This is a genomic window from Streptomyces sp. HUAS ZL42 (genome assembly GCF_040782645.1).
Lineage (GTDB): Bacteria > Actinomycetota > Actinomycetes > Streptomycetales > Streptomycetaceae > Streptomyces.
Genome location: NZ_CP160403.1, coordinates 1,991,744 through 2,006,730, shown reverse-complemented (window position 1 = coordinate 2,006,730; position 14,987 = coordinate 1,991,744). Strand labels below are relative to the sequence as shown.

At 71.0% G+C, this 14,987-nt stretch carries 14 protein-coding genes and 3 pseudogenes; 10 read left to right on the top strand and 7 right to left on the bottom strand.

All coding sequences use genetic code 11. The annotated features are described in order from the left end of the window. Positions 1-58: 58 nt before the first annotated feature. Both ABZO29_RS09305 and ABZO29_RS09300 read right to left on the bottom strand, forming a co-directional pair. Positions 59-649 (bottom strand): replication initiator, encoded by a 591-nt coding sequence (locus ABZO29_RS09305; protein ID WP_367326087.1) that lies wholly within the window; start codon positions 647-649, stop codon positions 59-61. Between the two features lie 26 nt (positions 650-675). Next, positions 676-1,020 (bottom strand): annotated as a pseudogene (locus ABZO29_RS09300) (replication initiator); the annotation flags it as partial. Positions 1,021-1,343: 323 nt separating this feature from the next. Between ABZO29_RS09300 and ABZO29_RS09295 the strand changes: the two are divergent. Then, positions 1,344-1,979, top strand: coding sequence for a winged helix-turn-helix domain-containing protein (locus ABZO29_RS09295; protein WP_367326086.1), 636 nt, complete (start codon positions 1,344-1,346; stop codon positions 1,977-1,979). Between the two features lie 64 nt (positions 1,980-2,043). Here ABZO29_RS09295 and ABZO29_RS09290 read toward each other — a convergent pair whose 3' ends face one another. Next, on the bottom strand, positions 2,044-3,894 hold the full coding sequence (locus ABZO29_RS09290) for an IS481 family transposase (protein WP_367319668.1): 1,851 nt from the start codon (positions 3,892-3,894) through the stop codon (positions 2,044-2,046). Positions 3,895-4,621: 727 nt separating this feature from the next. Between ABZO29_RS09290 and ABZO29_RS09285 the strand changes: the two genes are divergently transcribed. From ABZO29_RS09285 to ABZO29_RS09265, 5 genes and pseudogenes are all read left to right on the top strand, one after another. Then, complete coding sequence (locus ABZO29_RS09285; RefSeq protein WP_367319667.1) at positions 4,622-5,005, top strand: type II toxin-antitoxin system RelE/ParE family toxin; 384 nt, start codon at positions 4,622-4,624, stop codon at positions 5,003-5,005. After that, positions 5,002-5,340: a helix-turn-helix domain-containing protein gene (locus ABZO29_RS09280; RefSeq protein WP_367319666.1), complete on the top strand. Its 339-nt coding sequence runs from the start codon at positions 5,002-5,004 to the stop codon at positions 5,338-5,340. The genes ABZO29_RS09285 and ABZO29_RS09280 overlap by 4 nt, the downstream gene beginning before the upstream one ends. Positions 5,341-5,369: 29 nt before the next feature. Then, positions 5,370-5,591 (top strand): annotated as a pseudogene (locus ABZO29_RS09275) (helix-turn-helix domain-containing protein); the annotation flags it as partial. Positions 5,592-5,761: 170 nt separating this feature from the next. Beyond that, positions 5,762-5,935: a hypothetical protein gene (locus ABZO29_RS09270; protein WP_367319665.1), complete on the top strand. Its 174-nt coding sequence runs from the start codon at positions 5,762-5,764 to the stop codon at positions 5,933-5,935. 458 nt (positions 5,936-6,393) lie between these two features. Continuing rightward, positions 6,394-7,674, top strand: coding sequence for a lipase family protein (locus ABZO29_RS09265; protein WP_367319664.1), 1,281 nt, complete (start codon positions 6,394-6,396; stop codon positions 7,672-7,674). A 66-nt stretch (positions 7,675-7,740) separates the two neighbouring features. Here ABZO29_RS09265 and ABZO29_RS09260 read toward each other — a convergent pair. From ABZO29_RS09260 to ABZO29_RS09250, 3 genes and pseudogenes are all read right to left on the bottom strand, one after another. Beyond that, positions 7,741-7,902, bottom strand: a pseudogene (locus ABZO29_RS09260) (IclR family transcriptional regulator); the annotation flags it as partial. Between the two features lie 52 nt (positions 7,903-7,954). Next, positions 7,955-8,713 (bottom strand): IclR family transcriptional regulator, encoded by a 759-nt coding sequence (locus ABZO29_RS09255; RefSeq protein ID WP_367319663.1) that lies wholly within the window; start codon positions 8,711-8,713, stop codon positions 7,955-7,957. Position 8,714: 1 nt separating this feature from the next. Next, the gene (locus ABZO29_RS09250; RefSeq protein ID WP_367319662.1) at positions 8,715-9,140 is read right to left on the bottom strand and encodes a MarR family winged helix-turn-helix transcriptional regulator; all 426 of its coding nucleotides are present in this window, start codon (positions 9,138-9,140) and stop codon (positions 8,715-8,717) included. Positions 9,141-9,397: 257 nt separating this feature from the next. Here ABZO29_RS09250 and ABZO29_RS09245 point away from each other — a divergent pair, with 257 nt between their 5' ends. From ABZO29_RS09245 to ABZO29_RS09230, 4 genes are read left to right on the top strand one after another with little or no spacing between them, the layout of a single operon-like run. Continuing rightward, positions 9,398-10,315 carry an SDR family NAD(P)-dependent oxidoreductase gene (locus ABZO29_RS09245; protein WP_367319661.1) on the top strand — a complete coding sequence of 306 codons (918 nt, stop codon included), beginning with the start codon at positions 9,398-9,400 and terminating at the stop codon, positions 10,313-10,315. Then, positions 10,315-11,190 carry an amidohydrolase family protein gene (locus ABZO29_RS09240; RefSeq protein ID WP_367319660.1) on the top strand — a complete coding sequence of 292 codons (876 nt, stop codon included), beginning with the start codon at positions 10,315-10,317 and terminating at the stop codon, positions 11,188-11,190. The genes ABZO29_RS09245 and ABZO29_RS09240 overlap by 1 nt, the downstream gene beginning before the upstream one ends. A gap of 10 nt (positions 11,191-11,200) precedes the next feature. After that, the gene (locus tag ABZO29_RS09235) at positions 11,201-12,706 is read left to right on the top strand and encodes a long-chain fatty acid--CoA ligase (RefSeq protein WP_367319659.1); all 1,506 of its coding nucleotides are present in this window, start codon (positions 11,201-11,203) and stop codon (positions 12,704-12,706) included. 22 nt (positions 12,707-12,728) lie between these two features. Next, on the top strand, positions 12,729-13,184 hold the full coding sequence (locus ABZO29_RS09230) for a MaoC family dehydratase (protein ID WP_031480771.1): 456 nt from the start codon (positions 12,729-12,731) through the stop codon (positions 13,182-13,184). Positions 13,185-13,295: 111 nt separating this feature from the next. On the opposite strand, the gene ABZO29_RS09225 is transcribed toward ABZO29_RS09230, so the two are convergent. Then, complete coding sequence (locus ABZO29_RS09225; protein ID WP_367319658.1) at positions 13,296-14,963, bottom strand: histidinol-phosphatase; 1,668 nt, start codon at positions 14,961-14,963, stop codon at positions 13,296-13,298. Positions 14,964-14,987: the final 24 nt, after the last annotated feature.

Here is a 14,987-nt window from a genome sequence, read left to right as displayed (position 1 = left end):
CCGGTGAAGTACGTGCCGCGGATGGGGCGGACGTCGATCTGCCGCCCGAACCGGAATATCAACCGCCGTTCCCGATCAGCGTCCTGGGCCCGGGGTGCGTCCCCGGCGGGCCGGCGCTGCTGGCCTTCGTGCGGGACGCGGGTGTGTGCGGCGGCTCGGACGGCGTGGTCGAGGAGCTGGGCGGTGGCCCGAGCGGGCGGCTGACTGCCGGGACGGTGGGGCCGTCGAGGCGGATGACGGCGTGGAAGTGGACCTGGCCGTGCTTCTGGTATTCGGCGACCTTGGCGTACGAGAGTGTGGCGTGGTGGCGCAGCGCGCGCTGGGTGAGGCCGGCGGCCTGGCGATCTCCCGACGTGGTGGTGGTGAAGCGTGCCCACAGGGCCGGGGCGTGCGCGTTCCACAGGACCGCGCCGGTGTAGTCGTAGCGGTCGGGGTCGAGCGGGGTGCCGAGGATCGGGCCGTCGTCGGCGTGCCGGGCGCCGCAGTGGCAGCGGCCGGTGTCGCGTTGGATGTGGACGGCGCCGAAGCCGGGGGCGGTGAGGGTGGCGAAGACGCGTGGGTGGGTGGCGACGCTGGTGGGACGGTCTTGCCGCCGCGCAGTCCGGCGGCGATGAGTTGGTAGGTGTCGTAGCGGTAGACGGTCGAGCAGGCCGGGCAGCGCGTTGCGCGGCGGTTGCCGCAGCGGACCAGCAGCTCGCCCGCCGGGAGGTGCCGCGCGTCGAGGTGGTCGAGGACCTGGCCCGTGACGCTATGGACGAGGGCGCGGTGCCCGGTCAGGCGGACTGGTCGGGCGCAGCCGCCGAGGGTGCTGATCTGACGTGCCAGGGGTGCGAGGTGGCCGGTGGCGGCGAGCTTCGCCAGCCTGCCGGTCAGCCTGGCGCGGCGCCCCAGCGCCGAATGCCGACCGGCGAACGCGTCGGTGGTGCCGTGTGTCGGGGTGGGCAGCGCGGTTGGTGCGGCGAACCTCCAGGTAGCAGACAGTGTGCTTGCTGGGGGCGGGAGTTGGAGCTGCGCGGGCATGGGTGGATGGCCTTTCGGCGGAAGGCGGAACGTGAGAGGGGCGGCGCGGGGTGCGTGGGCAGGCCGAAGCGTTCGGCTCACAGGGGAACGGGCGCCTCGTGGGTGGGCGCGGACGCCGGGACCGGCGGGGTCTGGGCGGCGTGGGCGCGGTGGTGATCACCGGCGGGTGCGTGACGTTAACATCGCCTCACCGGCGCATTCAAGTGCATCCCTCCTCATTCCTTTCTGTGGGCGGCGGGACGCGGGTAGTGTCGGGCCGGTTTTCCGGTTTGGACGGGCCGGAGCTGATAGCGGGCACGGAAGACGGCGGGGTGGCGGGCCTAATGACGACGCGGCGCGGGCGCAGGCCGACGGGCGGCAGGGTCCAGTTGACGTTCGAGGTCATCGCCGAGGCCCTGCGGGAGCAGATCCACTCCGGGCGGCTGAAGCCGGGCGACGCGCTGCCGACGCAGACTGTGTTGATGCGGGAGTTTGGGGCCTCCAGCCTGACCGTGCAGAAGGCCATGGCCCTGCTGAAGCAGGACGGCTGGGCGGTATCGCGCCCCGGCAAGGGCGCCTTCGTCGCCCACCACGACCAGGCCGACGCGAATGACCTCGATCACCCGGAAGTGACCGCACCCGCAGGCGGGACGGCGGCTGTCGGCGTACAACCGAACGTGCACCGGTCGGTACAGATGAAAGTGCACCGCCCTGCCGCTCCTTCCGGCTGGTGGGGGCGCCGCCTGTCCCGAGGGTGGCTGGCTGTCGGGTGGCCCCGGCGCTGTGGAGTACGGCGCGTTGCGCACGTTCGCGTGTACCGGCTGGTGCACTTTCACGTGAACGCCGACAGCGGCCCGCGTCGAGGCACTGGAGCAGGCGCTGGCCGAGGTGGTCGGGCAGCTCGCCGAGCTCCGCGCCCGCGTCGCAGTTCTGGAAGCGGGCAACGACGAGCCCGGCCGCTGACCCCCCGTTCCGGGTAGACCAGGGTGTCTAGTCCCAGGTGATGTTTGACGTTCTGGTCCCAGTTGATGCTTGACGGTGGGCCTAGACAACATCGGAAACCTTGTGGGGCTTGTTGGCCTTCACGTGGCGGACGGGGATGTCGGTGGTGCGCTGGATGACGCGGACCTGGCCGTCCAGCTCAACCGTGATCGTCGACTCCGCCACGTGCACGGTCACGGTCCGGCCTGCATACGGGCGGCCGAGGGAGACGACCTGGCGGCAGACCATGACCGTGCCGACCGCGCTGACCCGCCGCTGGACACGCACCGGCTCCACCCTCGGCCGGGGCGGCGGGCCCGCAGGCCGCAGGCCACGCAGACGCTGCACCTCACCGGGGGTGAGCGGGTTGGGCCGCACTCGCAGCAACTCCCGCGAGGACGGGTCGAAGAACGACAACGTGGCCTCGTCGATGCGGATGGACACCTGCCGCCCGCCCAGGATCTCCGCCGCCAGCACCTGGCGCCCGCCCAGACCCGCCAGCCCGCTGTTGTTCACGGCCCGGTCCACCTCGAACGCGGCCCCCTCACCCACCGGCAGCGGAGACGGCCCCGCCGCACGTCCGCCCCGGGCCGCCAGCTGCGCCAGGTCCGCCACTGACAGGTGCGAGCGCACCGTCTTGATCCGCGTCCCGGCGACCAGCAGATGAATCACCTGCGTGTCGGCCCAGAACGTCACCGTCAGCCCTGAGTGGGCCGGACCCAGCCAGAACTGCTTGCCCGCGACCTGCAGATTCCCGCTCGCAGGCACCACCCGCTCGAACTCCACCGGCCCGCCATGCTCGACCGGCACCACGCTATCCGGCTCCTGATCCGGCAGGTCAGACGGCTCCTGCGCCTCCACTGCGGGCACCAGCTCAGCCGGCATCGAGGCAGCAGGCACCGCGCCAGGAGCCGTCCGCTGCTGCGGGACGAGCGACAGCACCCCGGGCAGCTTCAGGCCCAGCACGTCGCGCTCCTGCTGATAAACGGGCGTGAACCGGTCCGCCGGGCTCTGCATCTGAAGCGCCTGATGCGGACGCGAGGAGTTGTACTCCTGAACCCACGCATCCAGCGCTGCCTGAGCCGCACCGATGCTCTCGAACGCGCCGCAGTCGTCGAGGAGTTCGCGCCGCAGTGTCTGATGGAACCGCTCGACCTTGCCCGTCGTGGTCGGCGACGCCGGCTGGGTGAGGCGGTGCGCGATCCCGTTCTCCCGGCAGATCCGGTCGAACAGCACCTCACCACCGTGCCCGAACCGGTCGGTGAACTGCTTGCCGTTGTCGGTGAGCACCTCCTCCGGCACCCCGAACGTCTGCAAGGCCCGGGCGAACGCCGCACACACCGCCCGCCCGGTCGCCCGCTCGACTACCGAGGCGATCACGCAGTACCTGGAGTGATCATCCACACCGGTCACGACCTCCGCCTCGGTCAGTTCACCGGTGACCGGGTTGACCAGCATCACTCCGCTGACGATGTCCATCTGCCACAGCTGCATCGGCCGGTCCCGCTGCCAGCGCTTGTAATCCGACCGCTTCCGACGCCGAACCCCCGGCTCCACCAGGCCATGACGGACCAGGATCCGATACACCGTCATCCGCGAGGGCACCGGCGTGACTGTCCCGGACCGCTCCAGCACATGAGCGATCCGCCGCGGACCCCACTTCGGGTGCTTGCGTCGCAGCTCGCACACCGCCGCCTCCACCTCGGCAGAAGCCTGATGCGGACACGACGCCGGCCTGCGCGACCGGTCCGCCAACCCGGCCAGACCCAGGACCTCATACCGCGACTTCCAGCCGCTGACCGTCTGGCGGGACACACCCAGCTGCGCGGCAACCTCCGTCACCGTCGCACCCGCCAGCACCGCCAGGACAGCCCGGTATCTCTGCTCGACAACCGACAACTCCACCAGCGCCAATCCCGGCCTCCTGCCACACGCCGCAACGACGCGCACAGAAAAGCCGATCACGGCCACTGTCAACCATCACCTGGGACCGAAGTGTCAAGCATCTCCCGGGACCGGACACGGGTAGACCAGGGCCTGCGTCCAGATTTTCTCTACGAAATTTCAAGGCGGGCCCCGCCCGCATTGGCTGACCGCCGTCGCCGACAAGTCCGCCGTTCGCTCGGGAGGCCAGCCGCCCCGGCAAGGGAACGGTCCAGGACTGTGAGAGCGGCAACCGGCCAGATTGCCGTGATGACCGGAACCGGGCTCCTGGCGGAGCAAGTTGTCGCCCACGACCGTCCTACGGCCGGATCGCAGGCACATGGCCGACCAGGGGGCCGACCCTCACGCCCGCCGCCGGACTCGCCGAGGGCGGGTCGGCGTTGCCTCCGTCGGGGGCGAAGCTCCCGGCCGCCCGTCGGGGGCCGACTCCTCCCGCCCCGGCCCCGCGCCGCCAGAGTGGGCGACGCGCCAGCCCGGCCGCACGCTGCCTCTCCCGCTCGGGCCCGATCCTGCCGAAAGAAACCGGCCCTGCGCCGCCTCGGCCGGTTGCCGCTGGTTTGCGGGCGGCGCCGTGCATCAGGACGAAGGGGGGAGTACGGGGGTGTGCGACGCTGGAGCGGCTGCGGTCGCGGCGACGGCACATGACCTGAACTACGAAGTCGCGCTCTCGTACCCCGTGCCATATATCATCGGCGATATGGACAGCGGGCGGTACGCGATCGAGATCGAGCCGGAGGTGCGGCTGTGGCTGGAGAACATTCCCGCCCATCACTACAAGCAGGCCGAACGCGTCGCCGACCTGCTCGCCGAGCAGCCCACCACGCTCGACGAACCGCACTCTCGCCACCTGGGCGGCAAGCTCCGCGAGCTGCGCTTCCGTCTGGGCGATGCCCATCAGCGGATCACCTACTGGCTGGCGCCCGGCCGACGTGTCGTGCTGCTCACCGTGTTCCGCAAGACCAAGATGCGCGAGCAGGCCGAAGTAGACCGCGCGCACGCCGCTCAACAGCTGTGCGAAGCCGAGCACCAGGCAGCCGCCGAACACGACCTCTACAGCCGCAACCTCAAGGAGAACCGATGAACCACAGCGAATGGAGGACCCGCCGCCACCGCCAGCTGCTGGGCGAACACCTGGACGCTGACCCCGAGCACGACCGGGTCTACGAAGAGGCCGGCCTCGCCATGACGTTGGGCAAGGCCGTCTACGACCGGCGTAAGCAGCTGGGCCTGAGCGAGGCCGACCTCGCCGAGCGCATGCACGTCGACGTCGATGACATCGAAGGCATCGAGACGGCCACCGAGCTGCCGCCCATCGCGGTCATCATGCGCCTGGCCCGCGCACTGGACCTCACGGTGGACGTGCACCTCGCCGGCGGAGACGAGCCCACCGTCACCATCGTCGCCCCAGCGGCCTGAGGCGGGGAGGAACCATGCAGGACCCGCCTTCCGCGCTCGCCCGTGAGCTCGGGCAACTCGTCCACGACCGGCGCATCGAGCTCGGGCTGTCCCAGGCCGAGCTGGCCGAGCGGTGCGGGATGAAGCAGCCGCAGATCTCCCGCTTCGAAGGCGGCGGGACCGTGCCCACGCTTCCCCTCCTGCGCCGCCTGGCTCAGGCTCTCGGCGCCGACCTGACCATCAGCCTCACCCCGCACGACAAAGCCGCTTGACACGCATTCGGAATTCCTGGAATTCCCCAGGCGGTTTAGACCGCTGACGGCAGTAGTGCCGCGCGGCAACGTCAGCGGACGGGGGGCTGCGCAGAGCGGTGGTTCGTCGCCGTCGTCGGGCTTGCCGCTGAATCTCGGCGGGGTTGCGGAGGGCGTTGCCGAGGAGGTCGATGGCGTGTGATGGCGACGCTTTGGGGGAGCTCGCGGTCGGCGGCGGTGATGTCGAGTCGCGGCCGAGAGCCCACCACCTCTTCACCCAGACCGTCGTCGACCTCCCGGCGGCGCCCGAGGAGGCCACCGGCGAGGTCACCGTCGTTGAGGTGAGCAGGCCGGCCGCGGACTGACCGCGGCCTGCCCCGCACACCTTCGCCGGCACCGACTGCCGAGGCGCTGTCGCCTCCTCCCTCAGCCCCGAACCGCTTGTGCAGCCGCCGCAGATCAGGGGGTCGTCGCCCTCGTCAGGGAAGATCCACTGGAGCGAGACGGTGAACAGCACCAGCGCGGCGAGTGCGGTGTCGACGGCGTACGGATTGGCCGTGCGCCACCGGGCGTCGGCCGATGTGACGTGGGGACCGGGCGGACATGAGCGGCTCCTCGGGGCAAGGCCGTTCCGGTATCGGTGGCGGCCCGAGGGCGCGTCCTCGCCGGTGAGAGGGATGTCCGCGCGTTGTCACCCGGGCTCAGCCCGGCCGGCGTTGGTTCGTCGTCCTTTAACTATCAGTGCTCACCTACGGATCCGTAGCCTCACGGCCTGCTCCGCTTCACGTACCTCTTCACCCCACGGAAGGGACGCTCTGAGGTGATGACACACAGGTCGAGGAAGCCGCTGCTGTTCGGTGTCTGTGCCGTGCTCGCGGGTGTGCTGTCGGTGCCCGCAGGCACGGCCACGGCCGGAACCGCGGACGGGTGCTCCGCCGCCGACGCGGCGATCTACCGGGCGCCGGGCGAGGTGACGGCCGCGCCGGGCGGCGTGATCACATGCCGTACGGTCGACAGGCTGCCGATGGTCGTGGGTGCGCCCGCGTACCGCGCGTGGAAGGTGCAGTACGGGTCGACCGACGGCCACGGGAGGCCGTCCGCCGTGTCCGGCACGCTGGTCGTGCCGCGGGAGCCCTGGGCCGGGCCGGGCGAGCGGCCGGTGGTCGCCTTCGCGCCCGGCACCCTCGGCATCGGGCCGCAGTGCGCGTTCTCCAAACAGCTCGCCGGCGCGTACCAGGACGCCTACGAGGGCGGCAACATCGCCGCGCTGCTGAAGGCCGGGTACGCCGTGGCGGCTACGGACGGTGCCGGGTACCTCGACGGCCAGGTCCACCCCTATGTCTCCGGCGCCGACGCCGGGCACGCCGTGCTCGACATGGTCCGGGCCGCCCCGCAGGTGCCCGGCAGCGGGGTGAGCCCGGCCGCGCAGGTCGGGATCTGGGGGTACTCCGAGGGCGGCGCGGGCAGTCTGTGGGCCGCACAACTCGCCCGGTCGTACGCTCCGGAGCTCGACGTCGTGGGCGTGGCCTCCGGTGGCGTACCGGGAGACCTGAAGGCCGTGGCGAGCAATCTCAACGGGAAGATGTTCGCCGGGTTCCTGATGGACGCCGTCATCGGCATGGCGGTCACCCACCCGGACATGCCCTTCGAGGAACTCCTCGACGACAGCGGCAGGAAGGCCGTCGAGGACGCCGAGTCGCTGTGCGCGGTCGGCACGGTCGTGCGCTTCGCGGGTGCCCGCATCGAGCGGTACACCGAGGACCGGCTGTCGCTGGAGCAGATCTACGCCCTGCGCGGCCCGGACGGCACGAGCTGGGGCGAGGTCGTCGACACCAACAAGCTCGGCGTCGGCGTGGGCCGCCCCGGCTCCGGAGCCCGCTACGAGATCGGCTTCCCGGTGCTGCAGTACCACGGCCTCCTCGACGAGGTGATCCCCGTCGGCACCGCGGACGCCACACGCGACGCCTACTGCGCCGCCGGGATCCCGACCCAGTGGAAGAAGTACGCCGGGGACCACCTCCTGGGCGACGGCCAGGCGGTCGACGACTCGGTCGCCTGGCTGAGCGCGCGATTCGCGGGGCAGCCGATGCCCGGCAACTGCTGATCAGCCGGGCTCCCGCGGTAGCCCACCCGCGTCGTGCTCGGGAGGTCGCCGGCCGGTGCCTGCCGATCAGGACTGCGGCGGCTGCCACCCGAGCGCCCGTGAGATGCCCCGCGCCGCCATCCGCACCGCAGGTATCAGCACGGGCACCTGGGCGTCGGCCTGTGGCACCACGACCGACACGGCGGCGACCACCGCACCGCCCGGCCCGCGCACGGGGGCGGCTGTCGACGGGGTGGCTGGGTGGCCGGGTCGGGGGAAGTCTGTGTCCGGCAAGCGCCGGTCAGCCGGGTTCCTGCGGCGGCTGCCACCCGAGTGCGCGTGAGATGCCCCGCGCCGCCATACGCACCGCAGGTATCAGCACGGGCACCTGGGCGTCGGCCTGTGGCACCACGACCGACACGGCGGCGACCACCGCACCGCCCGGCCCGCGCACCGGAGCGGCGACCGACAGGGCGTCTTCGGTGACCTGCCGGCTGCTCACCGCCGCTTCGGTGCGCCGTACGTCGGCCAGGACCCGGCGCAGACGTTCGGGGTCGGTGATCGTGTACGGGGTGAAGGACTTCAACGGGCCCGCGCAGTACGCCTCCTGGACGTCCGGGGCGCTGTGCGCGAGGAGCGCGAGCCCGACCCCGGTGGCGTGCAGTGGCCAGCGCGCGCCGACGCGGATGTGCACGCCGACCGCCGAACGCCCGGACAGCCACTCGGTGTAGACGACCTCGGAGCCGTCCCGCACCGCCAACTGCACGTTCTCGTGCGTCGCTTCGTACAAATCCTCGAGATACGGCAGCGCGACCTGCCGCAGCGCGAGGGCGCGCGGGGCGAGCGCCGCGATCTCCCACAGTCTCAGCCCCACGTGGTACACGCCGGCCTCGTCCCGCTCGAGGGCGCCCCACTCGGTGAGGGCGCCCACGAGCCGGTGCGCGGTGGTCAGGGTCAGTCCGGCCCGCCGGCTGATGTCCGTCAGGCACAGCGCCGGGTGCTCGTGGTCGAACGCGGCGAGTACGGACAGCAGCCGGTCGGGCGCGGAGCGGGCGGTCATCTCAGCTCAGTCCGTCTTCCGCGATCCGCAGCAGCAGCGTGTGCAGGGTCTGCCGCTCGTCCGCGTCGAGCGGGCCCAGCAGGTCGTTCGTCACCCGCAGGCCTGCCTCGTCGGTGTCCCGGAGGAAGGCGCGGCCCTCCTCGGTGAGGACGACGATCCTGCTGCGCCGGTCGTCGGGGGAGGGGCGGCGCTCGGCGAAGCCCAGTTTCTCCAGGTCGTCGACCAGGCCGACGATCGCGCTCGGGTCGTAGCCGAGGCGGGCGCTGAGTTCGCGCTGCAGTGTGCCCTCGGAGGTGGCCAGGAAGCGCAGCACCGCGTAGTGGCGCAGGCGCAGTCCCGACTCGTGGAGGAAGGTGTTGAACAACTGCCCCGAGCGCAGGCCCAGGCGGTACAGCAGATAGCCCGTGTCGGCGTGCAGCCCGCGCATCCACGGCTCGTCCGCGTCGATCGGGTGAGGGCCGGCGGCATTACTGGTGGCGTGCTGGCGGGTGATGGCGGGCTCCTCGGTCTCGGCCCCCGCAGGGGTGGTTCCTCATGCAGATTCCAGCATGTCTCACCCATAGGTCATCAACAACTATTGACGACAACAATTATTGCTCTTAGCTTCGATCTCGTAGCCGCACCCCGTGCGACTTCTCATTGCCGCACCGCACCACCCGTGTCACCGCGTGAAGGGACCCACCCGTGCCCAGCATCGATCTCTCCGGCAAGGCCGCCGTCGTCACCGGCAGCGGCAGGGGCCTCGGCCTCGCCTATGCGCACGCCCTGGCCGCCCACGGCGCGTCCGTGGTCGTCAACGACGTCGACGAGACCGTGGCCGAGCAGGCCGTGAAGTCCATCACCGAGGCGGGCGGCAAGGCCGTCGCGGAGGTCGTCCCGGTCGGCACGAGCGAGGCCGCGGATCGGCTGGTGGGCCGTGCGGTCGAGGAGTTCGGGCGGCTCGACGTCCTGGTCACCAACGCCGGCATCCTGCGCGACAAGGTCCTGTGGAAGATGACCGACGACGACTTCGACGCGGTGATCGCCACCCACCTCAAGGGCACCTTCACCTGCGCCCGCGCCGCCGCCGTCCGCATGCGCGAGCAGGGCGAGGGCGGCACCCTGATCCTGGTCGGCTCACCGGCCGGCCAGCGCGGCAACTTCGGGCAGACGAACTACGCCGCCGCCAAGGCCGGCATCGCCGCCTTCGCCCGTACGTGGTCGATGGAGCTGGGCCGCGCGAACATCACCGTCAACGCGATCGTGCCGGTCGCCGCGACCGCGATGACCGAGACCATCCCCGCCTTCGCCCCGTACGTCGAGGCCATGAAGAACGGCGAGCCCCTCCCGGACTTCCTCCGCAAGGGCGAGGGCTTCGGCACCCCCGAGGACTGCGCCGCCCTGATCCCGTTCCTCGCCTCCGAGGCCGCCCGCGGCATCACCGGCCAGGCCATCGGCATCGGCGGCGACAAGGTGGCACTCTGGTCCCATCCGCAGGAGATCAAGGCGGCGTACGCCGACGGCGGCTGGACCCCCGCCGGCCTGGCCGACGCCTGGCCCACCTCGGTCGGCGCGGAGCTGCAGTCGGTCGGCATTCCGGCGCCGAAGTTCCCGGAGGCGTGATGGACCTGAACGACCTCGTCGCGATCGACGTCCACACCCACGCGGAGGTGTCCTCCAAGGGCCACTCCTCCCTGGACGACGACCTGCACGACGCCTCCTCCGCCTACTTCAAGGTCGAGGGCAAGCGCAAGCCGACCCTGGAGGAGACGGCCGCCCACTACCGCGAGCGGAAGATGGCCGCGGTGATCTTCACTGTGGACGCCGAGTCCGCGACCGGCACCGCGCCGGTCCCGAACGAGGAGGTCGCGGAGGCTGCGGCGGCCAACCCGGACGTCCTCATCCCCTTCGCCTCCATCGACCCCTTCCGCGGAAAGGCCGGGGTCAGGCAGGCCCGCCGCCTGGTCGAGGAGTACGGGGTGAAGGGCTTCAAGTTCCACCCCAGCATCCAGGGCTTCTTCCCCAACGACCGCTCGGTGGCGTACGACCTCTACGAGGTGATCGAGGAGACCGGCACGATCGCCCTGTTCCACACCGGGCAGACGGGGATCGGCGCGGGCGTACCCGGTGGCGGCGGTATCCGGCTGAAGTACAGCAACCCGCTGCACATCGACGACGTCTCCGCCGACTTCCCGCACCTGAAGATCATCCTGGCGCATCCGTCCTTCCCCTGGCAGGACGAGGCCCTCGCCGTCGCCACGCACAAGCCGGGCGTGCACATCGACCTGTCCGGCTGGTCGCCGAAGTACTTCCCGCCGCAGCTCGTGCAGTACGCCAACACGCTGCTGAAGGACAAGGTCCTCTTCGGCTCGGACTTCCCCGTCCTCACCCCGGACCGCTGGCTCGCCGACTTCGCGAAGCTGCCGATCAAGGACGAGGTCAGGCCGAAGATCCTCAAGGAGAACGCCGCCCGCCTGCTCGGGCTGACGAAGCCATAAGGGGCCACTGATGCGCAACGAGGGACTGGGGTCGTGGCCCGCACGCCGGGCCCGCAAGACCCCCCACCGCACCGCCCTGATCCACGGCGACACGTCCGTCGACTACGGGACGCTGTACCACCGCACCACCCGTCTCGCCCACGCCCTGCGCGAGCGGGGCGTCCGGCGCGGCGACCGCATCGCCTACCTGGGCCCCAACCACCCCTCCTACCTGGAGACCCTGTTCGCGGCCGGCACGCTCGGCGCGGTCTTCGTCCCGCTCAACACCCGCCTCGCGGGCCCGGAGATCGCCTACCAGCTCGCCGACTCCGGCGCCAAGGCCCTCGTCTACGGCCCCTCGCACGCGGGTCTGGTCGCCGGACTGCCCGGCCACACCGACGTCCGTACGTACGTCGAGGTCGGCACCGAGTACGAGGAGGCACTGGCGTCGGCGTCCGACGAGCCGATCGACACACCGGTCACCCCCGACGACACCTGCATCATCATGTACACCTCGGGGACGACGGGCCGCCCCAAGGGCGCGATGCTCACGCACGGCAACCTGACCTGGAACGCGATCAACGTCCTGGTCGACACCGACCTGATCGCCGACGAACGCGCCCTGGTCTCGGCCCCGTTGTTCCACACGGCCGGCCTGAACATGCTGACGCTCCCGGTCCTGCTCAAGGGCGGCACCTGCGTCCTGGTCGAGGCGTTCGACCCCTCGGTCACCTTCGATCTGATCGAACGGCACCGCATCACCTTCATGTTCGGGGTGCCGACGATGTTCGAGCAGGTGGCCCGGCATCCGCGCTGGAAGGACGCCGACCTGTCCTCCCTGCGGATCCTGACCTGCGGCGGCTCCCCGGTCTCGACGCCGCTGATCGCCGCGTACCAGGAGCGCGGACTCACGTTCCTCCAGGGCTACGGCATGACGGAGGCGTCCCCCGGCACGCTGTTCCTGGACGCGGAACACGCGGTCAGCAAGGCGGGGTCGGCCGGAGTGCAGCACTTCTTCAGCGACGTACGGGTGGTCCGGCCGGACATGACCCCCGTCGACGTCGGCGAGACCGGCGAGGTCGTCGTCCGCGGACCGCACGTCATGCCCGGCTACTGGGGGTTGCCCGAGGAAACGGCCGCCTCCTTCGCCGACGGCTGGTTCCGCAGCGGGGACGCGGCCCGTGTCGACGAGGACGGCTACGTCCACATCGTCGACCGCATCAAGGACATGATCATCTCGGGTGGCGAGAACATCTACCCCGCCGAGATCGAGGACCTGCTCCTCGCCCACCCGGACATCGTCGAGTGCGCGGTCATCGGCGTGCCGGACGACAAGTGGGGTGAGGTGCCGCGCGCGGTCGTCGTGCCGCGCGAAGGGGCCTCGCTGGACCCCGACGAGGTGCTGGCCTCGCTGGCCGGCCGCCTCGCCAAGTACAAGATCCCGAAGTCGGTGGTCCTCGCGGACGAACTCCCGCGCACCGCCTCCGGAAAGCTCCTCAAGGCCCGGGTGCGCTCCCGGTACGGCAACAACTCCTAAGTTCTCAAGTGAGGAACAGTAAATGAGCATCACCGTCAACGGTCTCGACGAACTGAAGAAGCTCGCCGGCAGCGACCTGGGCACCAGTGAGTGGATCGAGATCACCCAGGAGCGCATCAACACCTTCGCCGATGCCACGGGCGACCACCAGTGGATCCACGTGGACCCGGAGAAGGCCGCCGAGGGCCCCTTCGGCGCCCCGATCGCCCACGGCTACCTCACCCTCTCCCTCTTCATCCCCCTCTTCACCGAACTGCTGGACGTCCAGGGCGTCACGACCAAGGTCAACTACGGCCTGAACAAGGTGCGTTTCCCCTCCCCGGTGAAGGTCGGCTCCCGCATCCGGCTGGTCGGAAAGCTCGCCGAGGTCGAGGAGGTGCCGGGCGGCGTGCAGATCACCGTGGACGGCACCATCGAGATCGAGGGCGGTGCCAAGCCGGCGGCGGTTCTGCAGAGCCTGTCGCGGTTCTACGCCTAGGGCTCCCGCCGGCAGTGCCGTCGGGGCGCTCGTTGTGAGGAGCTGCGGGACCGTTGTGGCGCGGCGCAGCCGAAACGTCGAAACGGTCCCGCGACCCCTTTCGGGGAGGCTTCAGCCCATGACGTCCACGAAGACGGGGTTCGAGTAGAACCAGGTGTCCGCCCACGGGTCGCCATTGCCCGGCTCGTGCGGGATCGGTCCGTGCGGGTCGATCGACGCGCCGAGGTAACCGGTTCCGTTCCTGTTGCCGTCGCCGCCGCGCAGCCGGACGTAGAAGGACTCGTCCCCGGCGGTCAGCGGGATGCGCAGGGTGTACGTCCCCTGCCGTCCCGACACGTCCTTCGACAGGACGACCTTCGTGTCGGGCGCCCGCCAGGTGTCCCGGTCGGCCACCGGTCCGCGCACCGCGCCCCGGATCACGTCCATGTGCGCCAACTGGGGCAGGATTCCGTGCGGGTTGGCCCGGGAGGCGGTCGTCACCGTCACGTACAGCGTGATCTTCTCGCCCTTGCGGACGCGGAGCCGCCCGCCCAGCGTGACGCCCCGGCCCGCGTCGCAGTCCCGCTTCAGCCGCACGTCGAGCCCGTCGAGCAGGTGCCCGTGATCGAGCCAGACCCGGCCCGCGCGCAGGCCCGCCATCACGGCGCGGTAGCCGTAGCCCGTTACGCCGACGTGGGTGCGGCTGAACTCGCCGGGCCAGAAGTCGCTGCCCGGCTGCGGGGTGTCGGTGTCGACCGGGTCGGGCAGCCTGCCGGTGTTGTCGAAGTTCTGCCCGGCGGGCCAGTCGCCGTTCTTCCAGGTGTCGAAGACGGTGCGGTGGTTGTCGGAGTTGGTGGTGATCGAGAACAGCCGGCCCTCGGCCAGCATCGAGTCCCACAGCCCGCCGACGGTCGCGGTCGCCCAGTCGAAGCCGCCGTAGGTCAGGTAGGCGTCCGCCGGGTAGCCCGCCCAGGACTGCGCCGACGGCCTGTTCTCGTACTCGCCGCGGATCGACGTCGCACCGCGCCAGCCGGGGATGGCGGCGCCCTGGGCGCCGGGCGCGCCCTCCATGCCGATCATGATCTCGGGGGCCGCGTCGCGCCAGTTGCGCATCTCGTGCGGGGAGTCGATGCCGAGGCGCAGCGGGTGGTTGGCGAGGACGAGGACGTCGTCGACGTAACCGGTGCGGCGCTGCTCGGCCAGCCACTTGATGGCCTTGACGGCGTGGGCCTCGTTGCGGGCGGTGTCCGTGCCGCCTGCGGAGCCGTCGGTGTAGCCGAGCAGCTTGCCGTCGTAGGCGAGCTCGAACTGCGTGAGCAGGTCGACCTCGTGGGGGCCGGGTGCGGCGAACACCGTGCAGTGCTCGGCGGCCGGGATGTACCACTCCAGGCCCTGGAAGATCAGCTGGCGCGGGTTCTCGGCGCGGGCCTTGAGGATCTCCTGGTGCTCGAGCGCGGCGCCGTGGTGGGCGTGCCCGAAGTTGGAGTGCTCGTTGAAGACCATCCAGTCCAGGCCGTACCGGGCGGCAGCCTGGGCCTGCTGGGAGAACGTGTACTTGGCGTCGTGGCTGTAGACGGAGTGGACGTGGTGGTCGCCGACGAGGTAGGCGAGGCGCGGGTCGTCCCCGCCGAAGCCCGGCTGCGAGGCGGCGAGGGCCGGTGTGGCCGCCGACCCGAGGGCGAAGGCGGCGCCGAACAGACCTGCGCGGCGGAGAAGTTGGCGTCTCGACACCCCCTGGGCGTCGAGGGCGGCGGGCGGGAAGGACGGGTCGGCCCAGACGGGCAGCTGCTGCTCGGTCATGGTGGTCCTCGACAAGTCAGTGGT

What these genes read in the sequence shown, in the direction of transcription:
- ABZO29_RS09295 (WP_367326086.1), top strand. Translation starts at nt 1,344, where the DNA reads ATGACGACGCGGCGCGGGCGCAGGCCGACGGGCGGCAGGGTCCAGTTG.
- ABZO29_RS09285 (WP_367319667.1), top strand. Translation starts at nt 4,622, where the DNA reads ATGGACAGCGGGCGGTACGCGATCGAGATCGAGCCGGAGGTGCGGCTG.
- ABZO29_RS09280 (WP_367319666.1), top strand. Translation starts at nt 5,002, where the DNA reads ATGAACCACAGCGAATGGAGGACCCGCCGCCACCGCCAGCTGCTGGGC.
- ABZO29_RS09270 (WP_367319665.1), top strand. Translation starts at nt 5,762, where the DNA reads ATGGCGTGTGATGGCGACGCTTTGGGGGAGCTCGCGGTCGGCGGCGGT.
- ABZO29_RS09265 (WP_367319664.1), top strand. Translation starts at nt 6,394, where the DNA reads ATGACACACAGGTCGAGGAAGCCGCTGCTGTTCGGTGTCTGTGCCGTG.
- ABZO29_RS09255 (WP_367319663.1), bottom strand. Translation starts at nt 8,713, where the DNA reads ATGACCGCCCGCTCCGCGCCCGACCGGCTGCTGTCCGTACTCGCCGCG.
- ABZO29_RS09250 (WP_367319662.1), bottom strand. Translation starts at nt 9,140, where the DNA reads ATGCGCGGGCTGCACGCCGACACGGGCTATCTGCTGTACCGCCTGGGC.
- ABZO29_RS09240 (WP_367319660.1), top strand. Translation starts at nt 10,315, where the DNA reads ATGGACCTGAACGACCTCGTCGCGATCGACGTCCACACCCACGCGGAG.
- ABZO29_RS09235 (WP_367319659.1), top strand. Translation starts at nt 11,201, where the DNA reads ATGCGCAACGAGGGACTGGGGTCGTGGCCCGCACGCCGGGCCCGCAAG.
- ABZO29_RS09230 (WP_031480771.1), top strand. Translation starts at nt 12,729, where the DNA reads ATGAGCATCACCGTCAACGGTCTCGACGAACTGAAGAAGCTCGCCGGC.
- ABZO29_RS09225 (WP_367319658.1), bottom strand. Translation starts at nt 14,963, where the DNA reads ATGACCGAGCAGCAGCTGCCCGTCTGGGCCGACCCGTCCTTCCCGCCC.